The 24,452-nt window shown below is 34.8% G+C and carries 18 protein-coding genes; 11 read left to right on the top strand and 7 right to left on the bottom strand.

What is annotated here, in order from left to right:
- Positions 1 to 66: 66 nt before the first annotated feature.
- Complete coding sequence (locus BW951_RS18640; protein ID WP_076395664.1) at positions 67 to 2,895, top strand: GH92 family glycosyl hydrolase; 2,829 nt, start codon at positions 67 to 69, stop codon at positions 2,893 to 2,895.
- A 164-nt stretch (positions 2,896 to 3,059) separates the two neighbouring features.
- Here the strand turns inward: BW951_RS18640 and BW951_RS18645 are convergent, their stop codons facing one another.
- On the bottom strand, positions 3,060 to 3,773 hold the full coding sequence (locus tag BW951_RS18645) for a phytanoyl-CoA dioxygenase family protein (protein ID WP_076395533.1): 714 nt from the start codon (positions 3,771 to 3,773) through the stop codon (positions 3,060 to 3,062).
- 772 nt (positions 3,774 to 4,545) lie between these two features.
- A complete protein-coding gene (locus BW951_RS18650) occupies positions 4,546 to 5,796 on the bottom strand; it encodes a dicarboxylate/amino acid:cation symporter (protein WP_076395534.1) in 1,251 nt (416 codons plus the stop codon).
- 224 nt (positions 5,797 to 6,020) lie between these two features.
- On the opposite strand from BW951_RS18650, the gene BW951_RS18655 reads away from it, so the two are divergent.
- The 4 genes from BW951_RS18655 (at position 6,021) to BW951_RS18670 (ending at position 11,823) form a co-directional block, all read left to right on the top strand.
- On the top strand, positions 6,021 to 6,512 hold the full coding sequence (locus tag BW951_RS18655) for a BON domain-containing protein (protein WP_076395536.1): 492 nt from the start codon (positions 6,021 to 6,023) through the stop codon (positions 6,510 to 6,512).
- 6 nt (positions 6,513 to 6,518) lie between these two features.
- Positions 6,519 to 6,938, top strand: a complete 420-nt coding sequence (locus BW951_RS18660; protein ID WP_076395538.1) for an SH3 domain-containing protein — start codon at positions 6,519 to 6,521, stop codon at positions 6,936 to 6,938.
- A gap of 84 nt (positions 6,939 to 7,022) precedes the next feature.
- The gene (locus tag BW951_RS18665; protein WP_076395540.1) at positions 7,023 to 9,713 is read left to right on the top strand and encodes an outer membrane beta-barrel protein; all 2,691 of its coding nucleotides are present in this window, start codon (positions 7,023 to 7,025) and stop codon (positions 9,711 to 9,713) included.
- A gap of 250 nt (positions 9,714 to 9,963) precedes the next feature.
- Positions 9,964 to 11,823, top strand: a complete 1,860-nt coding sequence (locus BW951_RS18670) for a CocE/NonD family hydrolase (RefSeq protein ID WP_076395542.1) — start codon at positions 9,964 to 9,966, stop codon at positions 11,821 to 11,823.
- Positions 11,824 to 13,081: 1,258 nt separating this feature from the next.
- On the opposite strand, the gene BW951_RS18675 is transcribed toward BW951_RS18670, so the two are convergent.
- The 3 genes from BW951_RS18675 to speB all read right to left on the bottom strand — a co-directional run bounded on the left by BW951_RS18675 (position 13,082) and on the right by speB (position 15,720).
- Complete coding sequence (locus BW951_RS18675; RefSeq protein WP_076395544.1) at positions 13,082 to 13,690, bottom strand: alpha-ketoglutarate-dependent dioxygenase AlkB family protein; 609 nt, start codon at positions 13,688 to 13,690, stop codon at positions 13,082 to 13,084.
- 263 nt (positions 13,691 to 13,953) lie between these two features.
- A complete protein-coding gene (locus BW951_RS18680; RefSeq protein WP_076395546.1) occupies positions 13,954 to 14,796 on the bottom strand; it encodes a bifunctional helix-turn-helix domain-containing protein/methylated-DNA--[protein]-cysteine S-methyltransferase in 843 nt (280 codons plus the stop codon).
- Positions 14,797 to 14,862: 66 nt separating this feature from the next.
- Positions 14,863 to 15,720 carry an agmatinase gene (speB, locus tag BW951_RS18685; protein WP_076395548.1) on the bottom strand — a complete coding sequence of 286 codons (858 nt, stop codon included), beginning with the start codon at positions 15,718 to 15,720 and terminating at the stop codon, positions 14,863 to 14,865.
- Between the two features lie 309 nt (positions 15,721 to 16,029).
- On the opposite strand from speB, the gene BW951_RS18690 reads away from it, so the two are divergent.
- The 6 genes from BW951_RS18690 to BW951_RS18715 all read left to right on the top strand — a co-directional run bounded on the left by BW951_RS18690 (position 16,030) and on the right by BW951_RS18715 (position 21,780).
- Entirely contained in the window at positions 16,030 to 17,241 is a 1,212-nt protein-coding gene (locus BW951_RS18690) for a dioxygenase family protein (RefSeq protein ID WP_076395550.1), read from the top strand.
- 186 nt (positions 17,242 to 17,427) lie between these two features.
- The gene (locus BW951_RS18695; RefSeq protein ID WP_076395552.1) at positions 17,428 to 17,988 is read left to right on the top strand and encodes a toll/interleukin-1 receptor domain-containing protein; all 561 of its coding nucleotides are present in this window, start codon (positions 17,428 to 17,430) and stop codon (positions 17,986 to 17,988) included.
- Between the two features lie 3 nt (positions 17,989 to 17,991).
- Positions 17,992 to 18,771 (top strand): TIR domain-containing protein, encoded by a 780-nt coding sequence (locus BW951_RS18700; protein WP_076395554.1) that lies wholly within the window; start codon positions 17,992 to 17,994, stop codon positions 18,769 to 18,771.
- 1 nt (position 18,772) lies between these two features.
- The gene (locus tag BW951_RS18705) at positions 18,773 to 19,930 is read left to right on the top strand and encodes a toll/interleukin-1 receptor domain-containing protein (protein ID WP_076395556.1); all 1,158 of its coding nucleotides are present in this window, start codon (positions 18,773 to 18,775) and stop codon (positions 19,928 to 19,930) included.
- 1 nt (position 19,931) lies between these two features.
- The gene (locus BW951_RS18710; RefSeq protein WP_076395558.1) at positions 19,932 to 20,870 is read left to right on the top strand and encodes a hypothetical protein; all 939 of its coding nucleotides are present in this window, start codon (positions 19,932 to 19,934) and stop codon (positions 20,868 to 20,870) included.
- A 250-nt stretch (positions 20,871 to 21,120) separates the two neighbouring features.
- Entirely contained in the window at positions 21,121 to 21,780 is a 660-nt protein-coding gene (locus BW951_RS18715; protein WP_076395560.1) for an HAD family hydrolase, read from the top strand.
- 132 nt (positions 21,781 to 21,912) lie between these two features.
- Here the strand turns inward: BW951_RS18715 and BW951_RS18720 are convergent, their stop codons facing one another.
- Together BW951_RS18720 and BW951_RS18725 are read right to left on the bottom strand one after the other, a co-directional pair.
- Complete coding sequence (locus tag BW951_RS18720) at positions 21,913 to 23,307, bottom strand: type III PLP-dependent enzyme domain-containing protein (RefSeq protein WP_076395562.1); 1,395 nt, start codon at positions 23,305 to 23,307, stop codon at positions 21,913 to 21,915.
- A 110-nt stretch (positions 23,308 to 23,417) separates the two neighbouring features.
- Positions 23,418 to 24,293 carry a tyrosine-protein phosphatase gene (locus BW951_RS18725; RefSeq protein ID WP_076395564.1) on the bottom strand — a complete coding sequence of 292 codons (876 nt, stop codon included), beginning with the start codon at positions 24,291 to 24,293 and terminating at the stop codon, positions 23,418 to 23,420.
- Between the last annotated feature and the right edge of the window lie 159 nt (positions 24,294 to 24,452).

Here is a 24,452-nt window from a genome sequence, read left to right on the forward strand (position 1 = left end):
ATTATTAATGAAATTTTGTTAGATTTGTTGAAATCTATATCAAGTAAAAATTACATCACCAAACTAATGAACTCTAAAAAATTCATCTTCCTTTTTTTTCTTACTTCCCTTTGTATCAAAGCCCAGAATTATTCGCAGTATGTGAATCCGTTTATAGGAACCGGCGGTCATGGCCACACTTTTCCGGGAGCTATTGTTCCATTCGGGATGGTTCAGCTTTCTCCCGATACAAGAATCGACGGAAGCTGGGACGGCTGCAGCGGCTATCATTATTCCGACTCTGTGATCTACGGATTTTCGCACACCCACCTCAACGGAACCGGGGTTTCGGATTATGGTGATATTATGCTGATGCCTACTATGGGAAAACCGGGTTTAACGCCGAAAGAATATTCATCCAAATTTTCTCATAAGAACGAAAAAGCCACAGCAGGATTTTATTCTGTTAAATTAGACAAACACAATATTGACGTCCGTTTAACGACGACTAAAAGAGTTGGCTACCACGAATACACCTTCAACAATGCAGGAGATGCAAATATTATTTTAGATCTGAATCACAGAGATAAACTGCTGGAAGGCGAAGTAAAAATCATTGATAATAAAACAATTGAGGTTTTCCGTAGAAGTGAAGCGTGGGCAACGAACCAATACATTTATGCAAGAATTGAATTTTCTAAGCCAATGAAAATTTCAAAAGAATTTTTAACCGGTGAAAAAACCGAAGGGATTAGTGAAGGTAAAAAGAAGGTTTCATTTAATGGAAATAAATTAGCTTTAGCTTTTTCAACGCAAGTTAAGAAAGGCGAAAAAATTCTTGTAAAAGTTTCAATTTCTCCTACAGGATACGAAGGAGCAGCAAAAAATATGTTGGCTGAAGGAAAATCTAATGACTTTACAGCTATTGAGAAACAGGCTGTTGCAGACTGGAACAAAGAATTATCTAAAATCGAGGTTAAATCTTCCGACAAAAATAAACTTGCAGTTTTCTACACTGCAATGTATCACGTTTTCACGCAACCGAACATCAATATGGATGTTGACGGAAAATACAGAGGGCGCGATAACAAATTCTACACGGCAAACGGATTCGATTATTATTCGGTATTCTCGCTTTGGGATACTTTTCGCGGAGCGCATCCTTTGATGACTTTAATCGACAGAAAAAGAACGGCAGATTTCATCAACACTTTCATTAAACAATACGAACAGGGCGGAAAACTTCCGGTTTGGGAACTTGCGTCTAACGAAACGGAATGCATGATCGGTTACCACGCAGTTTCCGTCATTGCCGATGCGATGGCAAAAGGAATTACAGGTTTCGATTATGAAAAGGCATTTCAGGCATCTAAAAACTCTGCTATGCTTGATATTTTTGGTTTAAATGCCTACAAACAGAATAATTTCATCAGTATTGATGATGAGCACGAAAGTGTTTCCAAAACCGTAGAATATGCTTACGACGACTGGTGTATTGCCCAAATGGCTAAAATTTTAGGCAAAAAAGAAGACTATCAGTATTTCATGAAACGTTCCCAGAACTGGAAAAATCTTTACAATCCAAAGAACGGATTCATGCAGCCAAGAAAAAACGGAAACTGGTACGAACCTTTTGAGCCAAGAGAGGTTAACAATAATTACACGGAAGGAAATTCATGGCATTACTCCTACTCTGTTCAGCAGGATATTCCGGGACTGATCGCGGCGCATGGCGGAAAAGAGAAATTTGAACAGTTTATTGATGGTATTTTCTCTGCACCGGACAAAACCACAGGAAGAGAACAGGTGGATATTACCGGATTAATCGGACAATATGCACAGGGAAATGAACCAAGCCACCACATCGCTTATCTTTATAATTATGTAGGAAAGCCTGAGAAAACAGATGCAAAAATTAAATTCATCCTTGATAATTATTACAAAAACACACCGGACGGACTGATTGGAAATGAAGACTGCGGACAGATGAGCGCTTGGTATATTCTGAGCGCGATGGGAATTTACTCTGTAACTCCCGGATTACCGGAATGGCAGACGACGAAGCCTTATTTTGATGAGGTTAAAATTCATCTGGAAGACGGAACAACGAGAATTATTACTCCCAATACAAATAGAGAAGAGCTTAAAAAACTTGGTTTTGAAAACGCAAAATCATTCAAAGATTTTAAACATGATGAATTAACAGCTTCTCCGGTTATTTCTGCATCAAGAATTTTCGACCTGAATACAAAGGTTGAGATCACAGCACTAAATCCGGATGATAAAATTTATTATATGACACTGGATGAGGGTGATGCAAACGTAAGAAAAATGTTTACCGCTTATAAAGGTCCTTTTACTATTACTAAAACCACTCAGGTTGCGGCTTATACGGAAAGAAACGGCGAAAAGAGCTCAATTGTAAGAGCCAATTTCAACAGAAGACCGAATAACTGGGATATTACCGTAAATACCAGTCCTACTCCACAATACACAGCAAGCGGAAAATTATCATTAATCGACGGAATCAACGGTGATACCAACTGGAGAAAAGGAGAATGGCTGGGTTATCAGGGACAGACTTTTGAAGCGATTATCGACATGAAATCACCTCAACAGTTCACCCAGTTATCTTCAACCTATCTTCAGGACAGCCGCGCATGGATTTTAATGCCTAAAAAAGTAGAATATTACGTTTCCAACAACGGAAAAGATTTTATTTTACTGAAAACGGTTGAAAATACTCTGGATCCGAAAGATGAAAAGGTTCAGGTAAAGGATTTATCGACAGAAGTTCTTCCTACACAGGCACGATATGTAAAGGTAAAAGCCTATCATTTCGGGAAACTTCCGGAGTGGCATCAGGGAGCCGGCGGCGATGCTTATATTTTTGTTGATGAGATTTCTGTGAAATAATTTTTAAAATTTACTCTAAATAATAAACCTCTTTCGGCTTGAAAGAGGTTTTGTTTTTTTAATCTTGCTGATCTTTTTAATACAAACATCTGCAAAATCTGTATAATCTGCGGGAGAAAAAAGATTTTCCGTTTCGTTCTGAATAAAAACTTTGTAGTTAAAAATTAATTCATTCTTTCCGACCAGTTCAGTTCTTCTGGCAATTCCATATCAGAAAATTCAATGTGGATCACTCTTCTTTTTTTGCCGTTCGTTGTTCGGTTGGAGCCATGGAGAATTAAAGGTTTCATGATCATAACTCCGCCTTTTTCTACATTGCAGATAGTTTCAGTTTCTAGGTTCCAGTCGATGGTTTCCGGTCTGTAAATTCCTTTGGCGTGGGATTTCGGAATCACTTTCAGTGCTCCATTGTTTTCATCCGTATCATCCAGATGAATTCTTATGGTGAAAATATTTTCAAGAATATCTAAAGGAGGCTGAACGGCAAACTGATTTTGTTTCGTTGTCCATGGTCCGAAATGTTCCAATTCCAGCTTTTTATCAACAGAAATCGTTAAATCCTGATGATACGCAACGTACCAGTTCGATTTTTCAGGCTTATCGAAATAAATGCTTTTTACTGCAAAATATTTTTCGCCGAAAATCTCTTTGATGATTGTTTTAATCTTATCATTAAAAATCAAATCTTTTACTTCCGGAATTTCCTTTAAAAACTGTTGGATGGCAAAAAGATCCTCTGATTTTCTGAAAGTTTCTTTCGAAGTATCTATATTTTGAATAACCTTACAGATCTTTTCAATTTCTTCATCGGAAAAAATATTGTTGATAACGGTAAAACCGTTTTCTGTAATTATGTTTTTATGACGTTGTAAATTCATTTTAGTTAAATTTATTAAATACGTATTGTCATTCTGATCGAAGCGCAGCGGAGTGAAGAATCTATTTCTTAAAACAAAGATCGCAAAGATTGTATTTAAATTAATTGAAAATATTTTTCGTTTGCCATGGCATTTCACTCAGCGAATGATAGCAAAATAATTGGTTCATTTCCTTCTTTAATTAAATTTCTATGATGCTGTATATTCATTTTAGTTAAATTTATTAAATACGCATTGTCATTCTGATCGAAGCGCAGCGGAGTGAAGAATCTATTTCTTAAAACAAAGATCGCAAAGATTTTATTTAATAGGATTGAAAATATTTTTCGTTCGCTAAGGCATTTCACTCAGCGAATGATAGCAAAATAATTGGTTCATTTCCTTCTTTAATTAAATTTATATGATGCTGTATATTCATTGTAGTTAAATTTATTAAATACGTATTGTCATTCTGATCGAAGCGCAGCGGAGTCAAGAATCTATTTCTTAAAACAAAGATCGCAAAGATTTTATTTAATAGGATTGAAAATATTCTTCGTTCGCTAAGGCGTTTCACTCAGCAAATGATAGCAATGCATGATTAGAAATCGTAATCAAAAATAAATGGTCAATAATGAAAATTAAAAATTCACTATTGACCATGTACCAGCCTAAGCTTGATTTTTTATAAGATATGAATCGTCAATGGTGAATTCGCTTTGGTTATGAATATTCACTATAATGAATAATTCACATTTCACAAACGAAGTGAAATTGACTTTTCACCTATTAATTACAGATTCCCACCATGATTTTCCAATTGTCCTTCCCACTTAGAAACCGCTGAGGTTGCCAAAGCATTTCCGAGAACGTTGGTCATACTTCTTCCCATATCGCAGAAATGGTCGATTGGCAGAATTAAAGCAATTCCTTCCGGCGGAATGCCGAACATGGAACAGGTTGCCACAATAATTACCAAAGAAGCTCTCGGAACTCCCGCAATTCCTTTTGAAGTTAACATCAATACCAGAAGCATCGTAATCTGCTGTCCTACCGTCATTTCAATTCCGTAGATCTGAGCGATAAAAATTGATGCAAACGTCATGTACATCATGCTTCCGTCCAGATTGAAAGAATATCCTAATGGTAAAATAAATGATACCACTCTGTTGTTACAGCCAAATCTTTCCAGTTCTTCCACCAGTTTCGGGAAAACAGCTTCTGAACTTGTCGTGGAAAAAGCAATCAGCAAAGGCTCTTTTATTCTTCTTAACAATTCGAAAAGACGGTTTCCTAAAATTAAATATCCAACCAGTAAAAGTACGAGCCAGAGTATTCCTAACGCAAAGAAAAAATCTCTTAAATAAATGGCGTAGACTTTAAAAATCTCAAACCCATTGGTCGCGACTACCGCAGCAATAGCACCTAAAACTCCAAGCGGCGCAAACCACATGATGTAACCTACCATTTTCAGGATTCCGTGTGCTATAATGTCGAATAATTTAATGACCGGCTGAGAATATTCTTCGCCTAAATTCGCAAGAGCAATTCCGAACATGATGGAAAATACCACGATCTGCAATACTTCATTGGTCGCAAACGCTTCGAAAATACTTTTAGGAATAATATGTTTTACAAAGTCTTCCATGGAAAATCCTTTGCTTGTTTTCAATAATTCTTCTGCGGAAGCTGCATCCTGAATCGGAAGCTTGGTAACGTGTCCCGGTTCAAGCCAGTTGACCAGAATCAACCCGATGAATAATGAAATTAATGAAGCAGAAATAAACCATAACATGGCTTTCGTTCCTACTCTTCCGATCATTTTAATATCGCTCATTTTGGCAATTCCCACCACCAGAGTTGTGAAAACCAACGGAGCAATGATCATCTGAACAAGACGGATGAAAACTGTTCCCAGCAGTTTTATATTTTTAGAAAAAGATTCTGCACTTTCCGGAGCCTGTGTATGCACAACTCCGCCGATTCCCACACCGATAACCAGTGCGATAATAATTGCTATAAAAAGTTTATTCTGTCCTTTCATATATATGTTTCAAGATTCGCAAATATAATATTTTTACAATTGGCGGAAAGATTTCATTTTCCCAAGAGACAATATTATGTTAAATTAAACGTGATTTAAAATTAATTATCTGATTAATAAAATATTGTATAAAAATTTACAAAAATTTATTTGAATTTTATCCTTTTGGTACAAATTTTATTATTACATTTACTTGTATTAACAACATTAAAAAATATACAACTATGAAAAAAACGATCGCAATGGCTGCATTAGCTATAGCTGTATCTTTCGGAGCTGTTTCTTGTAAAAAGAAAGTTTCTGATGCCGATCTTCAAACGCAGGCTACTACGGTAGTAACATCAAATCCTGGTGCTTCTGTAGAAGTGAAGGACGGCGTTGCACACCTGAGCGGAACTTTCGAAACTCAGGAGGCAAAAGATGCAATGATTAAGCAACTGAAAGCCATTACCGGTGTTAAAGAAGTAATGGATATGGCGAAAGTAGAGCCTGCAGTAACTGCTGTAGCTCCGGTAGAAACCAAAAGCGCAGTAGATCCTATGGTTCAGCAAAAAGTACAGGATGCCGTAAAAGATATCCCGGGAGTAAAAGTTGAGGTAGTAAACGGAGAACTTACTCTTACAGGAAGCGTATCTTCTGCTGATGCAAGAAAAGTAAAAGAATCTATCGATGCTTTGAAAATTGGTAAGTACAATAATAAACTAACAGTAAAGTAATTAAAGATGAGCACATTACAAGATAAATATTCAAGTGTGGTTTCTGCTGCTCAGTCTGCTGGAATTTCTAACCTTCAGGTTCAGGAACAGGATGGAATTCTTTACGTTTCAGGAAGTGCTTCCAACACAGCAGCGAAAGATGCGGTCTGGAATGCTTTAGGAGCAATTGATTCTACGTATTCTGCTTCAGACATCAATATTGATGTACAGGTTTCAGGCTTGGCAGCAGGTGCAGCTCTTACAGTTGCAACGGACGAATCTAATCTGAACATCAGACAGGAACCTTCCACGGATGCCGCAGTTGTAGGTAAAGCAGCAAAAGGTTCTTCTGTGACTTTGGTTGAGCAGACATCAGATGACTGGTGGAAAGTAAAAACTGAAGACGGACAGGAAGGTTATGCGTACTCAAGATATTTGAGAGCTTAATTTTAAAGATTTAACATTATTTAAAATAAGAACATCCCTTTTCGGGGATGTTTTTTTTTATTTTAGCGCGTTTAAAAACATTCAATGAAGAAAATCTTATGGTTGCTGTTCTTTTTGTTGAGCTTTCTTATGCTGAACGGACAAAAGTACGTCATTAAAGGAAAAATTACAGATTTTGGGCAAAGACCTGTGGAGAATGCAACCATTTATCTTTTAAAACAGAAAGACTCTTCATTAGTCGATTATACAGCTTCTAACAGGGAAGGTCTGTTTGCAATAAAAACCAAAGAACTTAATGAACCTACAATTCTACAGATTGATGCTGAAAAGTTAATTTCTTACTCCACAAAATTCGATACCATCGACAAATCTATTGATCTGGGAGACATCCAGTTGGATAAAAACCAGATTTCGGATATTGAAGAGGTAAAAATTACCGTTTCGCCGATTAAAATTAAAAAAGATACGGTTGAATACAACGCGAAAGCTATCAAAGTTCGTCCCGACAGTAATATTGAAGAACTACTCAAAAATATTAATGGCGTAGAGATCGACAACGATGGAAAAATTACCGTCAACGGAAAAGAAGCTGACCAGATCATGGTGAACGGAAAGCCTTTTTTCGATAAAGACGGAAAAATTGCGTTAAAAAATCTTCCCGCCGATATTATTAAAAACATTCAGATTACCACCACCAAAACCAAAGAAGAGGAACTTACGGGAAAAACGCCGAAATCACAGAACAAAACCATTAATTTCAATATTGATGAGAAGAAAAACAAAGGCTGGGTTTCGAGAATTTCTGCAGGTTACGGTTCGGATAAACGGTATGACGAAAAAGGGCTGATTAATTATTTCAAGGATAAAACCAAGATCAGTTTGCTGGGTTATACCAATAATATCAATTCGCAGGGTGTTTCTATGGATGATGACAATGGTAAAAATTCAAAGCTGGGAATTCAGAAATCTTCGATGATCGGGGTGAATTACAGTGATAAACTGGGCAAGGAAGTCGAAATTGAGGAACTGGGAATCAAACGCAATACGACCAATCTTGAAACGGCATCAAAAGTTTCTAAAACCACTTTTCTTCCCGATTCCAACTTAAAAACAGACTCTGAAAACCAAGCTGAAAATGACAAAGAGCAATACACGCTGAATTCTACGCTGCGAATAAAGCCTGACACAATCAGTACGATTTCTTTTTCGCCGTCGTTTTCTTTTACAAAATCAAATAATTTCAGAACGGGAAATTCAGCGACTTTTAAGAATGATGAACTTTTAAATAAAAGCCAGTCTTCTACCGTAACGGATTCTGAAAACAACAGTTTCTCGCCTAATCTTCATTACGCAAGAAAATTCAGAAAGAAAAACCGAAGCTTTTATGCCGATTTAATTACTTCGATTCAGCAGAATAGAAATAATAACCTCATCAATTCCGGTACTTTATTTTTTGAAAACGGAGTGGAAAATGTTGCCAAAAGAGATGTAAGAAATCAGCTCAGTCAGAGTAAAAATCAGAATAACAATTATTCATTTAATGCAAAATATACGGAGCCTGTTTCGGATTCTGCAAGTGTGACGATGAGTCTGGATTATAATTCGAGAAATGCCATGAATGAAAGAATCGTAAATGATTTTGATGCCACAACAGGAAAATATACGGTGTACAATCTGGCTTTATCCAACCGTTCGGATGAAAAAAACAATCAGCTTTCGGCGGAGATCAGTTTTAATTTAGATAAAAAAATGCTGAAAATGTGGACTTCTTTAGGTTTAAATCTTACGGATCTGAACTATCATTCCACTTTCAACGGACAAAATTATGAGCTTCAGAGAAATTTTGCGCTTCCGAAATACAATTTCGGACTGATTTACAACTTCAGCCAGACTTCTAATGTAAGCATCAATAATTCATCCTATTTCAGTCTTCCCTCTTCCGCCAACCTGATTCCGTATGTGGATGAATCCAATCCTCTGGTAACGTACAAAGGAAATCCGGATCTTAAAAATTCATGGACAAACACTACGAATGTTTATTTCAACAGTTATAATATTCAGAAAAATTTAAACTATTATTTCAATTTCAGTTTTGTTTACAATAACAATAACACAACCAATTATTCGTATTACGATGATTCAGGAAAGCAGTTTGTGACTTACGCCAATATCAGCGGAAATAAAAGCGCCAATTTCATCGCAGGTTTAGGAAAAACGTATAAATGGGAAGACCATAAACTGAATGTAAGACCAAGATCAGGATTTAGTTACAGTTTTAACAGAGGTTTTATCAACGGACAGCAATTCATCGGTAATTCTTACAATTTCAGTCCGGGAATCAATGTTACGTACGAAAAGAAGGACAAAATTACCATTAAACCATCTTACAGCATCAATTATAATTTTTCTGAATATAAAAATTACAGCATTGAAAGCATCAAAAATACGTCCCAGAATTTCAGGCTGGAACTCACCAATTATTTCTTTCAGACTAATCTTGTTTTCGAAAATGATTTTGAATATAATACGAGTTCGAATATCGCACCGGGTTTCAAGAGAGATTTTTACTTTTTAAATTCAAGTGTGGGATATACTTTTTTCAAAAAACAGCTTACTGCGCGTATAAAAGTGTATGATGTTCTCAACCAAAACCAAAGTGTTACCAGAACAATTTCCGCTTCCGGCGTGGAAGACAGAGAAGATTTGATATTGAAAAGATATGTGATGTTTTCTCTGGTGATGAAACTGAATAAATTTGGAGGGAAGAAGAAATAGTTTTATTTGAATTTCTTTTGTTAAAATCTTTGATTTTTTTTAACTTATGTGATCTTTTTTCCATTTAAGTATTAAACTTAAAAAACTAAAGTGTTTAAATCTTCTGCATCTTTTGTGGTAAAAAGTTTAAAATAAAAGATTTATAAAATAATATTTAATTTAGATTCTTCCTTCGTCAGAATGACAACCTGTTGTTAAAACTTTGTGCTAAAAACCATTTTATGATTAAATTAGCTGCAAATTTTAAACAATGAAGATTCACTTTTCGATTTTGTTTGTTTTTCTGTTTGTTTTTGGAAATTCTCAGACTAAACAGCAACCCGATACTTTTGTAAAGGACAATTTTATTAAAAAGGAAATGTATATCCCGATGCGTGATGGCGTAAAACTGTTCACCTCGGTGTACATTCCAAAGGATATTTCCAACAAAAACAAATATCCGTTTCTGATGCAGAGAACCTGCTACAGCGTTGCTCCTTATGGTGAAAACGAATATAAAACCAAACTGGGACCGAACCAATATTTAATGAAAGACAAATATATTTTTGTGTTTCAGGACGTTCGCGGAAGATACATGAGTGAAGGAACTTTCACCAATATGACGCCGCAGGTTGAAAGAAAAACGAAAAAAGACGTTGATGAAAGTACCGATACCTACGATACGATCGAGTGGTTATTGAAAAACATCAAAGACAACAACGGAAAAGTAGGACAATACGGAACTTCTTATCCCGGATTTTATACTGCAGTAGGAATTTTAGCTGAACATCCTGCTTTGGTAGCTTCTTCTCCACAGGCGCCGATTTCAGATTTCTGGAATGACGATTTTCTTCACAACGGAAGATTTATGATGGGCTATTTCAGAACCTTCCCTGTTTTCGGCGTTCAGAAAACAAAGCCGGAAAATAAAGCGTGGTATTCTGATTCTATGATTAAAGCGACTTCTGAAGACGGTCTGAAATTTTACAGAGACATGGGAACCTTAAAAGACGGTTATGAAAAGTACTACAAAGATAATTTCTTCATGACGGAAATAATGAATCATACGAATTACGATGAATTCTGGCAGAAAAGAAGTCTTCTGCCTCATCTTAAAAATGTAAATCATGCGGTAATGACTGTTGGAGGATGGTTTGATGCGGAAGATCTTTCAGGACCTTTAAATATTTATAAAACCATTGAAAAAACAAGCCCGAAAGCGAAAAACACAATTGTAATGGGACCTTTCTCTCACGGAGCCTGGGCGTATGAACAGGGAAAACATTTCCACAACCAGATTTATTTCGGAGACAGCATTGCAACGTATTACCAGAAGAATGTGGAAACAAAATTCTTTAATCATTATCTGAAAGGAAATACAAAACAGGATGCAGGTTTACCGGAAGCATTAATGTACGACACCGGTGCAAAACAATGGAGAGAGTTTGCAAACTATCCGCCAAAAGAAGCACAGAAAGTGAATTTCTATTTATCGAAAGGAACTTTGAAAAACACAGCAGGACAAGGTTCTTCAGAATATTACAGTGATCCTAATAATCCGGTTTTAAGCTCTGATAATTTAAGAGATTTCAACGGCTTCACCCCGAAAAATTATATGTCGGAAGACCAAAGATTTGCAGAAGGAAGACCTGATGTTTTAACGTTTACAACGGATGTTTTAACGGATGATATTACGTTTGCGGGAGAAATTATGGCTAAATTAAACATTGCTTCTACTTCTACGGATGCAGATTTTGCGGTAAAATTAATTGATGTTTATCCTGAAGATTTTAAACCTGCTGAGAAAAAAGACGGGGTGATTTATGGAAATTATCATCAGATGGTAAGAAGTGAAATTATGCCGGCAAGATTCAGAAATTCTAGAGAAAAAGCGGAAGCCTTGGTTCCGAACCAGAAAACAGCAGTGAATTTCAGATTGCAGGATGTGGTGCATACTTTTAAAAAGGGACATAAAATCCAGATTCAGATTTCTTCGACGTGGTTCCCGCTTTTTGCGATCAACCCACAGAAGTTTATGGAAAATCCGAATTTTGCAACGAAGGAAGACTACACGAAAGCGTTTATCAAAGTTTTTGATGACAGTGCGATTGAAGTTGAGGTTTTGAAATAAATTTAAAAGCTGTTCGGTTTGAACAGCTTTTTTTATGTTTTTAGTTTCTCAAAGATTGTTAATTTTTTTCAGCTTAATTATCTGCTCAATCTGCGGGAGATAATTAACCATCCAATTTGTCATCCTGAAAGGATCTCAACGATACATTGAAAACTTTGTTTAGATGCTTTCAGTATGACAAACGTACTGTAAATCAACATTCAATTGTTCTGAAAGTTAAGTTTGAATACCTTTTATTTTTTGGTTTCTCGCGGATTTAGCAGATTGTGCAGATTTTTTTTAACTTAATCATCTGCTAAATTTGCTTAATCTGCGGGAGATAATTATCCATCCAATTTGTCATTTTGAAAGGATCTCAACGATACATTGAAAACTTTGTTTAGATGCTTTCAGCATGACAAACATAGTGGAAATAAATCATCATTCAATCGTTCTGAAAGTTATTTTATTTTTTGTTTCTCGCGGATTTAGCAGATTGTGCAGATTTTTTTTAACTCAATCATCTGCTAAATTTGCTTAATCTGCGGGAGATAATTAACCATCCAATTTGCCATTTTGAAGGATTTCAACGATACACTGAAAACTTTATTTAGATGCTTTCAGCATGACAAACATGCTGTAAATAAGTCACCATTTAATTGTTCTGAATGGTATTTTATTTTTTGGTTTCTCGCAGATTGTGCAGATTTTTTTTTAACTTAATCATCTGTTAAATTTGCTTAATCTGCGGGGGATGATAATCATACAGCTTATCATCGTGAAAGGATCTCAACGATACATTGAAAACTTTGTTTAGATGCTTTCAGCATGACAAACGTACTGTATATCACCATTCAATTGTTCTGAAAGTTAAGTTTGAATAGCTTTTATTTTTTGGTCTCTCGCGGATTTAGCAGATTGTGCGGGTTTTTTCCTCTTAATCATCTGCTAAATTTGCTTAATCTGCGGGAGATGATAATCATGCAGCTTGTCATCGTGAAAGGATCTCAACGATACATTGAAAACTTTGTTTAGATGCTTTCAGCATGACAAACATAGTGGAAATAAATCATCATTCAATCGTTCTGAAAGTTATTTTATTTTTTGTTTCTCGCGGATTTAGCAGATTGTGCAGATTTTTTCCCCTTAATCATCTGCTAAAATTCCGGGAGATGATAATCATACAGCTTATCATCCTGAAAGAATCTCAACGATACATTGAAAACTTTGTTTAGTTAATTTCAGCATGACAAATATACCTTAGATTAATGTAAATAAATCATTCTGCAATGGTACGGAACGTAAGATTCACTCTCGGTGTTTTTACTTTTGTCGTTGGAGGAAGCCGGTGCAGCCAATTGTCCTGCGTTGTTCCTTTCATCACCAATAAACTTCCGCTTTCCAGAAATATTTCGGCTTTATCTTTTGTTGTTTTATGTTTAAATAAGAACTTTCTTTCCGCTCCTAAAGTCAGGGAAGCAATGGCTCCGTATTTTTTTAAATCTTTTTCGGCATCGCTGTGATACGCCATTCCTTCGCTTCCGTCGTGGTATAAATTCAGAAGGCAGGAATTGTAGGTTTCGCCAGTAATTTCTTCACATTTTTTCTTTAATTCCAATAATTCAGGAGTCCAGAATTTTGCATATTTTGTCCGTTTGGAATAGGTGTATTCAAATGGTTTTTCACCAAACCAGGCTACTTTTCTTTTGGTTAAAATTAATTTTCCGAAAATAACGGCTTCATCATTTTCCCACGGAATTTCATTAAACAGATAATCGAAATAAAAATCCGCCTTTTCTTTGGAGAACACTTTTCCGTAATAATGAACGGTTCCGTCTTTGGGAAGGATATTTAAAGGATAATCTGATACGTCTTCGAATAAACTCATCATAAAGTTTAATGTTTTGTGATTAATGTTTCAAGTTCTTTGTCATTCCGTAGAAATCTAAGCTAAGTATTTTTAAATTTTAACCTCTAATAAATGATCCTATTGATTTTTTTATTAAAATAAGTTTTAGGCTAAAGCCAATTTGGTCAATTGATTATTTTAAACGGGCTAAAGCCCGTTTCTATTGATGGAATAGTTTTTTTTAAAATTTCAATCAGAATTATTAACTATTCGTAAAAAATTAGTGCAATTTGTGTTTGAAATCAAGAGTACATTTTTGAACTTTCCCAGCCGATAATCAGTTGTTTTCTTTCGCTTCCCCACATATAACCACCGATTTTTCCGGTTGACTGAATTACTCTGTGACACGGAATCAAAAATGCAACAGGATTGCTGCCAATCGCAGTTCCGACGGCTCTTGAAGCATTTGGATTTCCAATTTTATCCGCCAGATTTCCATAGGTTGATAATTTCCCCATGGGAATGGTGAGCAGACTTTCCCAGACCTTCAACTGAAAATCTGTTCCTTTCAGATGGAGTTTTATGGTGTTAAGTTCCGACCAGTCTTTACTGAAAATAGATAACGCATTGTTCTGGAAATCATCTTTTCTTTCAAAAAAAGAAGCATTGGGAAATTTAGCCTGTAAATTTCCCAATGCTTTATGTTGATCGGTTTCAAAAGCCATATAGCAGATTCCTTTCTCTGTGGAAGCTGCAATTACTTTTCCAAAAGGACTTTCGGAAAAACTGTAATTGATGTTGAGGCTTTTTCCTCCGTTTTTATATTCTGCCGGAGACATTCCTTCTATTTTCACAAACAGATCGTGCAGTCTGCTTGTACTCGATAATCCTGTCTCGTAAGCCGTATCAAATAAACTCGCTTTTTCTTCTTTCAGCAAACTTTTGGCATGTTCCAGACTGATGAACTGCAAAAATTTCTTCGGACTTGTTCCTGCCCAGTCAGAAAACATCTTCTGAAAATGAGCCGGGCTCAAATGAATTTTCTCCGCCACTTCCTCCAGACTTGGCTGAAGCTTAAAATTGCTCCTGATATAGTCTATCGCTTTGGCAATTCTTTCGTAATCTATCTGATTCTGTGTAGACATAACATTGAATTTACCTCACAAATTTCCAAAGAATCTACGGCAGAAAAAATCCGTTTCCTGCGGAATTTAGTTGTTGTTATAGATATGATAGTAAGCAAGCATTTTGTAATATAACTTCGCCGCCAAGAATGCGCTTGGTTTTGCCATCGGAGAATCCATTAATTCTACAATATCAAAAGCGACAACGTTACATTTTTCGAATACTTTTCTTAATAATTCCAAAGTCGGATACCACTGTAAACCTCCCGGTTCCGGAGTTCCTGTTGATGGACAAAGCGATGGATCGAAAGCATCAAGATCAATCGTGATGTACACATTTCCTGAAACTTTTTCCAGAACGTCGTTTACCCAATTTTCGTTGTTGGCAATTTCGTTAGCGAAAAATACTCTTCCTTCCGGTAAATACTCAACCTCTTCCACATCCATAGAACGGATTCCCACCTGTACCAGATTATGTTTCTGATTGGCTTCAAAAACCGCACAGGCGTGGTTGGAAGTAGAACCGTGGAATTCCGGACGAAGATCTGTATGAGCGTCTAGCTGAAGAACGGTTAAATTCTCAAACTTCTCTCCTACCGCACGAATCGAACCGATAGAAACTGAGTGTTCTCCCCCGAAAAGGGTGAATAATTTTCCGTCATTATTCAAAAGCTCTTTTGTTTTCTGGTAAACGGCTTCTGTCATGGCTTCCGGTGAAGAGTTTTCAGAAACTTCTCCTGCTAAATATACTCCTTCTAAATATGGTTCTGTCTGCGTTTCGATGTCATACAGTTCCATATTTTCGGAAGCATCAAGGAATAATTCAGGACCTTTATCGGCTCCTTTTCCCCACGTTGACGTTCCGTCGTAAGGAACAGTCACCAACATTACTTTCGAGTTTTCTAACGATGCATTTTCCTCAGGAATTCCTGCGTATGTTTTCATGTTTTATGTAAAAATTAAATGATTTCGGCAAAGATACAAAGAAGTTTGGAGATTGGCGGAAGATGAAAGACAGGAGAAACAGTTAAAAACAATAGAATCATTCAGTATATATTTACAAAAGTTTATAGAAAATAATTTAAGTTGTAACTGAGGCATAACAATTTGACTTATAAAATTAAATTTCTCAATTATGGGAAACCGTAATTATTGTTAGATTTGTTTTTTTATATTTGAAATTATAAAATTGGGATTGGCGCAATGCGTCAATCCAAAAGTTATGTGCAACCCTAAACAGACAGCGTATAAATTATGAACAGAATAATAAACTTTTTACTTTTCATATTTCTGCTACAATTTTTGACAAGTTGTAACGGGCAGACAAAATCTAATGCAGTAACCCAACAAAATACCAACACCAAAAAAAGTGTCGGTGGTGGTTGTGAAGGTTGTGAATTGATGTATGTTGGAATGCCCAAACAAATTCTATCCGAGCATATCAGTTTAGGTTGGACAGAAGGTAAACAAAAACTCATTTTGACAGGTAAAGTTTTCCAACTTGACGGAAAAACACCTGCATCTGATGTCATCATCTATTATTGGCATACGGACGATAACGGTTTGTATTCATCAAATGACGAAACACCCAAACAAGCAAAGGAACACGGTAAATTGCGAGGTTGGGTAAAGACTGACAAGAGTGGAAACTATACAATAAAGACAAGTAGACCTACTGCTTATCCTAATGATAATATTCCGCAACACATTCACCTATCCGTAAAAGAACCAGACATCACTAACGAATATTATGCTGACCTTTATTTTGATGATGATCCATTGTATCTAAACCATAAGAAAAAATATGGCAAACTTGACAGAGCAGGAACAGAACTACTAAGAATTGTTTTAGACAGTAATATTCAAATCGCAGAACACAATATTGTATTAGGATTGAATATTCCCGACTACCCTACTAAAAACAAGGCAGACATTCAATCGGGTTTAAAAATTGGTGAAGACCAACCTTCATTTATGCCATTTCACGCCTTTGGACCCGACAAAGGAACAAGGACTTGCCCAGTTTGTAAATATGGACGCTATCACGGAATTGTATATTTTGTTGGTGATAATCCAAATTGGGACGAAATCAAAAAATGGCTTAGAAAATTAGACAACGAAAGTGTAATAAGAGAAAAATACCTTAAAGCATACTTTGTTTATGGAAATTCAAAAAATTATAATAAGCAGACACGCCAAACAGAATTAGAAAAAATCGGAAAAGAATTAAAGCTTCAAAAAATTGCTTTGACTTTTGTACCATCATTTAGCGACACTGAAAGCGAAGCAAACCTTAACAACATAAATGCGAGTGTTGAAAACACTTTTATTATTTACAGACACAGAACAATAGTTGACAAATATGTAAATCTAAAACCGACAGAACAAAACTTTAAACTTATTGCAGAAACACTTGACAAAACAAAAGGAAATTATTTTGACTTAAACGAGCCAAAACACGAATGATAAGGAGGGCTGCACATAACAAGGTATTGCCAAAAGCGGGGCTGAACGGTTTCGATTGGACATTTGTGCAAGGTTCAACATTTGTTCTTAGATTGAACTTTTTGTGCTAAAATCCCCGCCTTCGGCAATACCAGAACCGTTATATGAAAGCCTTACCTACTATACTTATAAATAATTATTGAAAAAATGGCACTGAATCGATATTATTGGCCAACCAAATTTACTAGCCGTTTAGACTTTCTTAAACAAGGAGTAAAATGTGTATTCCTTTCACATCAGAAAAAAGATAAAGAAGAAGCTAAAAAAATTACCGACTACTTAATTAAGGCTGGTATTGATGTATATTTTGATGAATATGATAAAGATTTAAAAATTCACCATCAAACCAATAACGCTGTAGGTGTTACTAATTCTATAAAAATGGGAATTAATAACAGTTCGCATATGATTGTTTTGGTTTCACCTAATACTTTATACTCAACATGGGTACCTTTTGAAATAGGATATGGATATGACAAAACAGAAGTATTCACTCTTTGTCTTAAAGGAATTACAAAAGGTACTCTACCAGAATATTTAAAAGCTACAAAAATTATTCGTGACATATATGATTTCAATATTTTTTGCGAGAATATTACAGGAATCAAAAAAGAAAATTTAATATTAGAATCAAAATTATCAGATTACAATTCTCTTTATAATCCGTTAGTAAACATTATGGACACTTTAATTAATGAAAATTATTAATATATGAAATGGGCAGATTATTGCGTGAGCAAACTGAATTTAGATGAACATGGAATGATTGACAGCATTCTTTATTGTGAAGATATGGGAGATACATTAGGTTCTACTTTTTATGAGAAGAATCGAAATTGGATGGTTCAAAAAGTTTCAAATGGTAACTCATTCTGCTCAATTAAAAAAAATGATAATGGCTCATGGAATAAAATCGGGGATTTCACCTATAAGAATGGTCTTTTTAGTTGGTTTATTGTTCCCAAAAATATTACTAGAAGAAAAACATTTATTAGTTATTATCATAAAGAGGATCAATATTTCAAGGAAAAATTCAAAGCACTTTTTGATGACTTGATTGTAAACAAATCAGTTGAGGATAATGATATAGATTCTGATAATAGTGATGGTTATATTAAACAATTAATACAAAAAGGATATCTAGCAGACACCACTTTATTAGTTGTTCTTATCGGCAAAAACACCAAACATAGGATGCACATTGATTGGGAAATTTCGGGGGCATTAAATGTAAAAGTTGGAGAAAAATATTCGGGATTATTAGGAATTATTCTCCCTGACCACCCAGATTTTGGAACTGAAAAAGCTACATATAATTTAATGCCTGCTAGACTAGCCGACAACTTCAAATCGGGATATGCAGTAATTAGAGATTGGACAGATGATAGAGTAAAAATGCAAGAATATATTGAATTAGCGTTTGAGCAAAGAACGAGTAACGCAACTGAAAGAGTTAATTCTAGACCCCAAATGCAACAAAATACTAATTAAAATGAAATATCCTTTAAACATACATTTAGTTTGGCATGAAGATTCCTCAATATCAAAAAAAATAGCTACAGAACTATATAATACTTTTAGCAGGGATTATAAGAAACCGATTTCTAGAGGTTTAGGAATTCCAGTATATTTTAGATATAAAAAATTAACTGACGGCTCACTACTTCCAATTGATTTCACTAACTCAGAAAAAAATGCAATTATTTTATTAATTGATGAAGAATATTTTGACGATGATGTTTATGTAGAATATACAAAGGAGCTATTAAAAGAAGTTGATAATAATAACAGAATATTTCCGATTTCATTATATGAAAAAGCATATACAATATCATCTGAGTTAGGCAAAATACAATTTACAAATGCTAGAGTATTTTTAAACCAAAAATTAGATTTAGAACTTGAAGAAGACTTAACAAAAGCTATTGAAAAAATAAAATCTGAAATATTACATGATTGTTCTAGACTTATAATGGACTTTCAAAAAATTGCAGACGATACAGAAACTGACCGTATTAATTCACCAGTTAAATTATTCTTAAGTCATGCAAAAAAAGATGGTGAGATATTAGCAATCAAGTTTAAACAATTTATCGAAAATAATTTAAAATTTGATGTTTTTTTTGATACAGTAGACATTGCAAATGGTTATGATTTTGCAGAACAATTTAGTCAAAACATTAGTGAATCTGCTCTATTAGTATTTCATACTGATGAATACTCAAATAGAGAATGGTGTCGAAGAGAAGTTTTACTTGCCAAAAAACATAAATCACCAATTGTTGTTGTTCATAGTATTAAAAATGGAGAAAGTAGAGCATTCCCCTATTTAGGGAATATGCCTACAACTGTTTTAACAGAGGAGAACGATTACAATTTTTATAAGATAGTTTACTTAACTCTTCTCCAAGTATTAAATAATTTGTACCAACATCGTCTCCTTTCCCAATATAAAGAATTTACTAAGAAACAAGTTTATACTCTTACATCCCCGCCAGAACTAATAAATTTAGTTCACCTGGAGATGAATGAGGAGGAAACGATTGTTCTTTATCCAGACCCTCCTTTGGGAATTGAAGAGACATCAATACTAAATACATTTAATAAGAATTTAAAATTTGTTACACCTATAACTATTAACAAGATTTAAAATGACAGATGAAAATAATATATCTGGTATAAGCACAGAAGATTTAAAGCCAGAATTTAAACTTTCTCAAAATGAAAAATCTTTCCTTTTTGATAAATCAATTGCTATTTCTGTTTCAAATAATGAAAATTTAAATGAACTGGGTCTTGATGAGCAACATCTAAATGACATTTCAATAGAATTAGCACGTTATATAATTTGTAATGATGGAACGGCTTTATATGGTGGCGATTTAAGAGAAAATGGTTTTACAAAATATTTTGAAGAATTAGCCTCTCAATACACAAGAAATGATGATGATAGACATGCATTCATTAATTATTTTGCTCATCCATTTCTAAACAAAATAGATAAAAAATTTGAACGTGATTTTAAATCAAAAAGAATTGGACTAAAAAAAATAAGTTGTCCAGACCATATTAATTTCGACTTTGATAAAAATTATCAGCCAACTAATGAAGTCAATGACAGATATATATTTGCAGAATGTTTTAGGGTTTTAAGAGAAAAAATGACGGAAGATTGTAATGCAAAAATTATTGTTGGTGGTAAGTTAAGTAACTATCTCGGATATATCCCAGGTGTTTTAGAAGAAGCAATTTACCAAATTAAATCAAAAAAACCTTTATACATAGTTGGTGGATTCGGTGGGGTTGCAAATGAAATATCTAAATTAATTTTAGGAGAAAACTCTTCTTTTTTAAGTAATGAATTTCAATATAACAGTTCGTTTTTAGAAGAATTTAAAGACTTTGTGAAAGACAAATATAACTATCATGATTATGAAGTGATAAATGATCTTTTTACAGACTTTAATTTGAAAATACTTTCAATAAATAACTTCCTTACCGAAAATGAAAACCGTAGATTATTTATATCTAAGAATATTCATGAAATAACATATTTAATAATGAAAGGTTTGAACAAGGCCTTCATATAGGCAAAATGGCGGGTTTAGGGCTAAATTCAACGGTAGTTCTTCGATTGAACTTTTGTGCAAAACTGAACATTGTGCTTCGATTTCCGCCACTTCGCCAAGCTACCAATCGTTAAAAAACCGAATTTAAAGAATTGCAAATCCCAACATCTTGTAATCGTAAATTTTAACTTCATAAGCATAAATAAAAATTCCATTTCCCAAATCACCAATCCTGATTTGAAAACATTATTTTTGCACAAATTAAAATTGTATGTCATTAAAAGCTGTGCTGTTCGATATGGATGGCGTAATTGTGGATACGGAACCTCTGCACAGAAAAGCCTATTTTAAAACTTTTAACGATCTTGGAATCGACGTTTCGGAAGAGTTATACGCTTCCTTTACCGGAGCTTCTACCAAAAGAGTCTGTGATACTTTAATTCAGGAATTTAATCTAAAACAGACGTACGAAGACATTGCAAAAACCAAGAGAGATTATTTTAAGGAATACTTTTATAATGATGAAGAGTTTGATCTGATTTCAGGCGTAAGAGAACTGATCCAGCATTATTACGACAACGGGATCAAATTGATTCTCGCTTCTTCCGCAACGATGGCAACCATCAACATGGTTTTTGAAAAATTTGAACTTGAACCCTATTTTAGCGGAAAAATAAGCGGAGCCGAATTGAAGGAATCCAAACCTCATCCTGAAGTTTTTCTTCTTGCCGCAGAAATGGCCAATGAACCTGTAGAAAACTGTATGGTGATTGAAGATTCCACGAACGGGATTTTAGCCTCACATCGGGCAAATATTTTTTGTGCCGCATACAGAAGTCCGCATTCTAAAAATCAGGATTATACCTTGGCAAATATTGTGGTTTCGGATTATGCCGAACTGGAACTGGATAAGATTTCAAAATATTTTTAAACAGAAAAAGCTCTCAACATCTGAGAGCTTTTGTTTTTATTAAACACTAATTGCACGAATAGTTTTCACAAACTTCACAATTATTACTTGTGTTTTTAGTGCAAAAAATTTGTGTTGTTTGTGTTTAAATATTTATTTGTAACCCAAAAGTTTCAGTACATCTTCCGGTTCCTGTTTTTCACGGAAAATTTCATACTGCAAATCTCCGTTTTCGTCTTTCTGAATCAAAACGTGTCTCGGCTGTGGCATTAAGCAGTGATGAACTCCGCCATATCCTCCGATGGTTTCCTGATACGCTCCTGTGTGGAAAAATCCGATGTACAGAGGTTTCGTATCACTGAAAACAGGCAGGTAAATCGCGTTGGTATGCTGTTCAGAATTATAGTAATCGTCCGAATCACAAGTTAATCCACCCAAGAAAACTCTTTCATACGTATCTTCCCATCTGTTCAGCGGAAGCATGATAAAGTGTCTGGAAATCGCCCATGTATCGGGAAGCGTCGTCATGAAAGAAGAATCGATCATGTTCCACTTTTCTCTGTCGTTCTGGCGTTTCTGGGAAATGATTTTATAAATATTGGCGCCGCTTTCACCAACGGTAAAACTTCCGAACTCGGTGTAAATATTAGGTTCTTCCACTCCTTCCTCTTCACAGAATTTTTTGATCTGAGAAACGATTTCTTCCACCATATACTGATAATCGTAATCGAACTGCAAAGATGTTTTGATCGGGAAACCTCCTCCGATATTCAGAGAGTTGACTTCGGGAGCAATTTTTTTCAGACGCGCGTATACACGAAGACATTTATACAATTCGTTCCAGTAATAGGCTGTGTCTTTGATTCCGGTATTGATGAAGAAATGAAGCATTTTCAGTCTTGCATTCGGATGCTCTGCAATTTTCTGGCTGTAATAAGGAATGATATCTTTGTATCCGATTCCTAATCTTGAGGTATAAAATTCGAACTTCGGTTCTTCCTCAGAAGCGATTCTGATCCCTATATCGAAAGTGGTATCAATGCTTTCTGTAAGTTTATCCAGCTCGCGGTAATTATCCAGAATCGGTGTAATATTTTCAAAACCACTGTTAATCATCTCCGAAATTTTCGCCAGATAATCGTCTGTTTTGAAGCCGTTGCAGATTACTTCTATATCTTTCGTTACTTTTCCTTCTTTGTAAAGAGATTTTACGATATCCATGTCATAGGCTGAAGAAGTTTCTATGGAAATGTCGTTCTTCAAAGCTTCTTCCAGTACGAATTTAAAATGACTGGATTTTGTACAGTAGCAATATCTATAATTCTTTTTATAATCGGTTTTCTCAAAGGCTTCCCTGAACCAGCTTTTGGCTTTCTGGATATTTTGAGAAATTCTCGGCAGGTAGCTAATCTTTAGCGGAGTGCCAAATTTTTCAACAACATCCATTAAAGGAATGTCGTGAAACAACAAATTGTTCTCAGAAACATTGAATTCCTCGGTCGGGAAATACAACGTCTGATCAATAAGTTCCGAGTACTTTATTTTCATTTCTAAACAAGTGAATTAAGAATGCAAAATTGCTAAAAAAGTTTGGTTTTTTAGCGTTAAAATTATTATAAATTTTAATGGATTTTATTGAAGAAAATAAAGCTAAATTATCAATATGTAAACTTAAGAATATATTCCTGCCTTTTATTTTCAGAAATTTTTAAAACCTCTTGAATATATCGGTCTGTAGAACCGTATTTATTGTTAATTTCATTAAAAGCGGCATCCAGATAAGCGGTTTCTATCCAGCTTAATTTCTTGAGAACTGTAATGTCCATTTTCGGGTAGAGAAAATGCAGGTTATCGGCGAGATAAAGTCTTTTATCAATTAATTTTTTCCTGTAATTATTGGATAAAAGATAATCGTTGTAAATGGCTTCTTTATCGAATTTTAAAATCGTAAGAATGAGAGCGGTTGTGATTCCGGTTCTGTCTTTCCCTGCGGTGCAGTGATATAAAACAGGCTGATCTGATTCTAAAATTTCTGTGATAATTTTTCTTATGATTTCTGGGTTTTCCGTGACGTAGTCTTTATAAAAGTCAAGCATTCTTTTGTCTGCATCTGCACCGTTGACTTTTCCTTTTAAGACCAATTTCTTTGCCTGATCCAACTGATCGCCTTTGTCTTCAAACGCTGAATAATTTTTGTAAACAATTCCTTCCGGAAGATGATCGGGCTTCTTTGCAATTTCCTTTGAATTCCGAAGATCGATAATTTTTCTGATGCCTAAATTTTCAAGTTGTTTAAAAGAAGTATTTTTCAGTTTATATAAATTTCCGCTTCTGTATAGTTTTCCTTCTTTCAGGGTTCTTCCATCGATATTTTTTATACTTCCAACCGTTCTGAAATTGTTGACTTTTTTAATCTGAATATCTTTTCCAGCTTCTCTTTTTCCAAATTCGGGTGCGGAAAATTGTTGTGTTTTGCAGGAGAAAACACAAAGTAATATGATGGCCAGGAATGATATTTTGATGAGGTCTTTCATTTTTATTTCTCACATATTTCACGAATCTACACCGATGTTCGTGTTTGATTTTTTATGTTTTGGCTAAAGCCAGTTGATGTTTTTTAATTTGAAAACGGGCTAAAGCCCGTTCCTATTGATGCGGATAACTTTATTATTTTTTTTTATAAAATCAAGCTT

The sequence above is a fragment of the Chryseobacterium gambrini genome (assembly GCF_900156825.1).
GTDB lineage: Bacteria > Bacteroidota > Bacteroidia > Flavobacteriales > Weeksellaceae > Chryseobacterium > Chryseobacterium gambrini.

Excerpts from the sequence above, each read along its gene's own strand:
- BW951_RS18670 (WP_076395542.1), top strand. The coding sequence starts at position 9,964 with ATGAAGATTCACTTTTCGATTTTGTTTGTTTTTCTGTTTGTTTTTGGA.
- BW951_RS18725 (WP_076395564.1), bottom strand. The coding sequence starts at position 24,293 with ATGAAAGACCTCATCAAAATATCATTCCTGGCCATCATATTACTTTGT.
- BW951_RS18695 (WP_076395552.1), top strand. The coding sequence starts at position 17,428 with ATGGCACTGAATCGATATTATTGGCCAACCAAATTTACTAGCCGTTTA.
- BW951_RS18715 (WP_076395560.1), top strand. The coding sequence starts at position 21,121 with ATGTCATTAAAAGCTGTGCTGTTCGATATGGATGGCGTAATTGTGGAT.
- BW951_RS18645 (WP_076395533.1), bottom strand. The coding sequence starts at position 3,773 with ATGAATTTACAACGTCATAAAAACATAATTACAGAAAACGGTTTTACC.
- BW951_RS18705 (WP_076395556.1), top strand. The coding sequence starts at position 18,773 with ATGAAATATCCTTTAAACATACATTTAGTTTGGCATGAAGATTCCTCA.
- BW951_RS18640 (WP_076395664.1), top strand. The coding sequence starts at position 67 with ATGAACTCTAAAAAATTCATCTTCCTTTTTTTTCTTACTTCCCTTTGT.
- BW951_RS18675 (WP_076395544.1), bottom strand. The coding sequence starts at position 13,690 with ATGAGTTTATTCGAAGACGTATCAGATTATCCTTTAAATATCCTTCCC.
- BW951_RS18710 (WP_076395558.1), top strand. The coding sequence starts at position 19,932 with ATGACAGATGAAAATAATATATCTGGTATAAGCACAGAAGATTTAAAG.
- BW951_RS18665 (WP_076395540.1), top strand. The coding sequence starts at position 7,023 with ATGAAGAAAATCTTATGGTTGCTGTTCTTTTTGTTGAGCTTTCTTATG.
- BW951_RS18680 (WP_076395546.1), bottom strand. The coding sequence starts at position 14,796 with ATGTCTACACAGAATCAGATAGATTACGAAAGAATTGCCAAAGCGATA.
- BW951_RS18655 (WP_076395536.1), top strand. The coding sequence starts at position 6,021 with ATGAAAAAAACGATCGCAATGGCTGCATTAGCTATAGCTGTATCTTTC.
- BW951_RS18660 (WP_076395538.1), top strand. The coding sequence starts at position 6,519 with ATGAGCACATTACAAGATAAATATTCAAGTGTGGTTTCTGCTGCTCAG.
- BW951_RS18700 (WP_076395554.1), top strand. The coding sequence starts at position 17,992 with ATGAAATGGGCAGATTATTGCGTGAGCAAACTGAATTTAGATGAACAT.
- BW951_RS18650 (WP_076395534.1), bottom strand. The coding sequence starts at position 5,796 with ATGAAAGGACAGAATAAACTTTTTATAGCAATTATTATCGCACTGGTT.
- speB (WP_076395548.1), bottom strand. The coding sequence starts at position 15,720 with ATGAAAACATACGCAGGAATTCCTGAGGAAAATGCATCGTTAGAAAAC.
- BW951_RS18690 (WP_076395550.1), top strand. The coding sequence starts at position 16,030 with ATGAACAGAATAATAAACTTTTTACTTTTCATATTTCTGCTACAATTT.
- BW951_RS18720 (WP_076395562.1), bottom strand. The coding sequence starts at position 23,307 with ATGAAAATAAAGTACTCGGAACTTATTGATCAGACGTTGTATTTCCCG.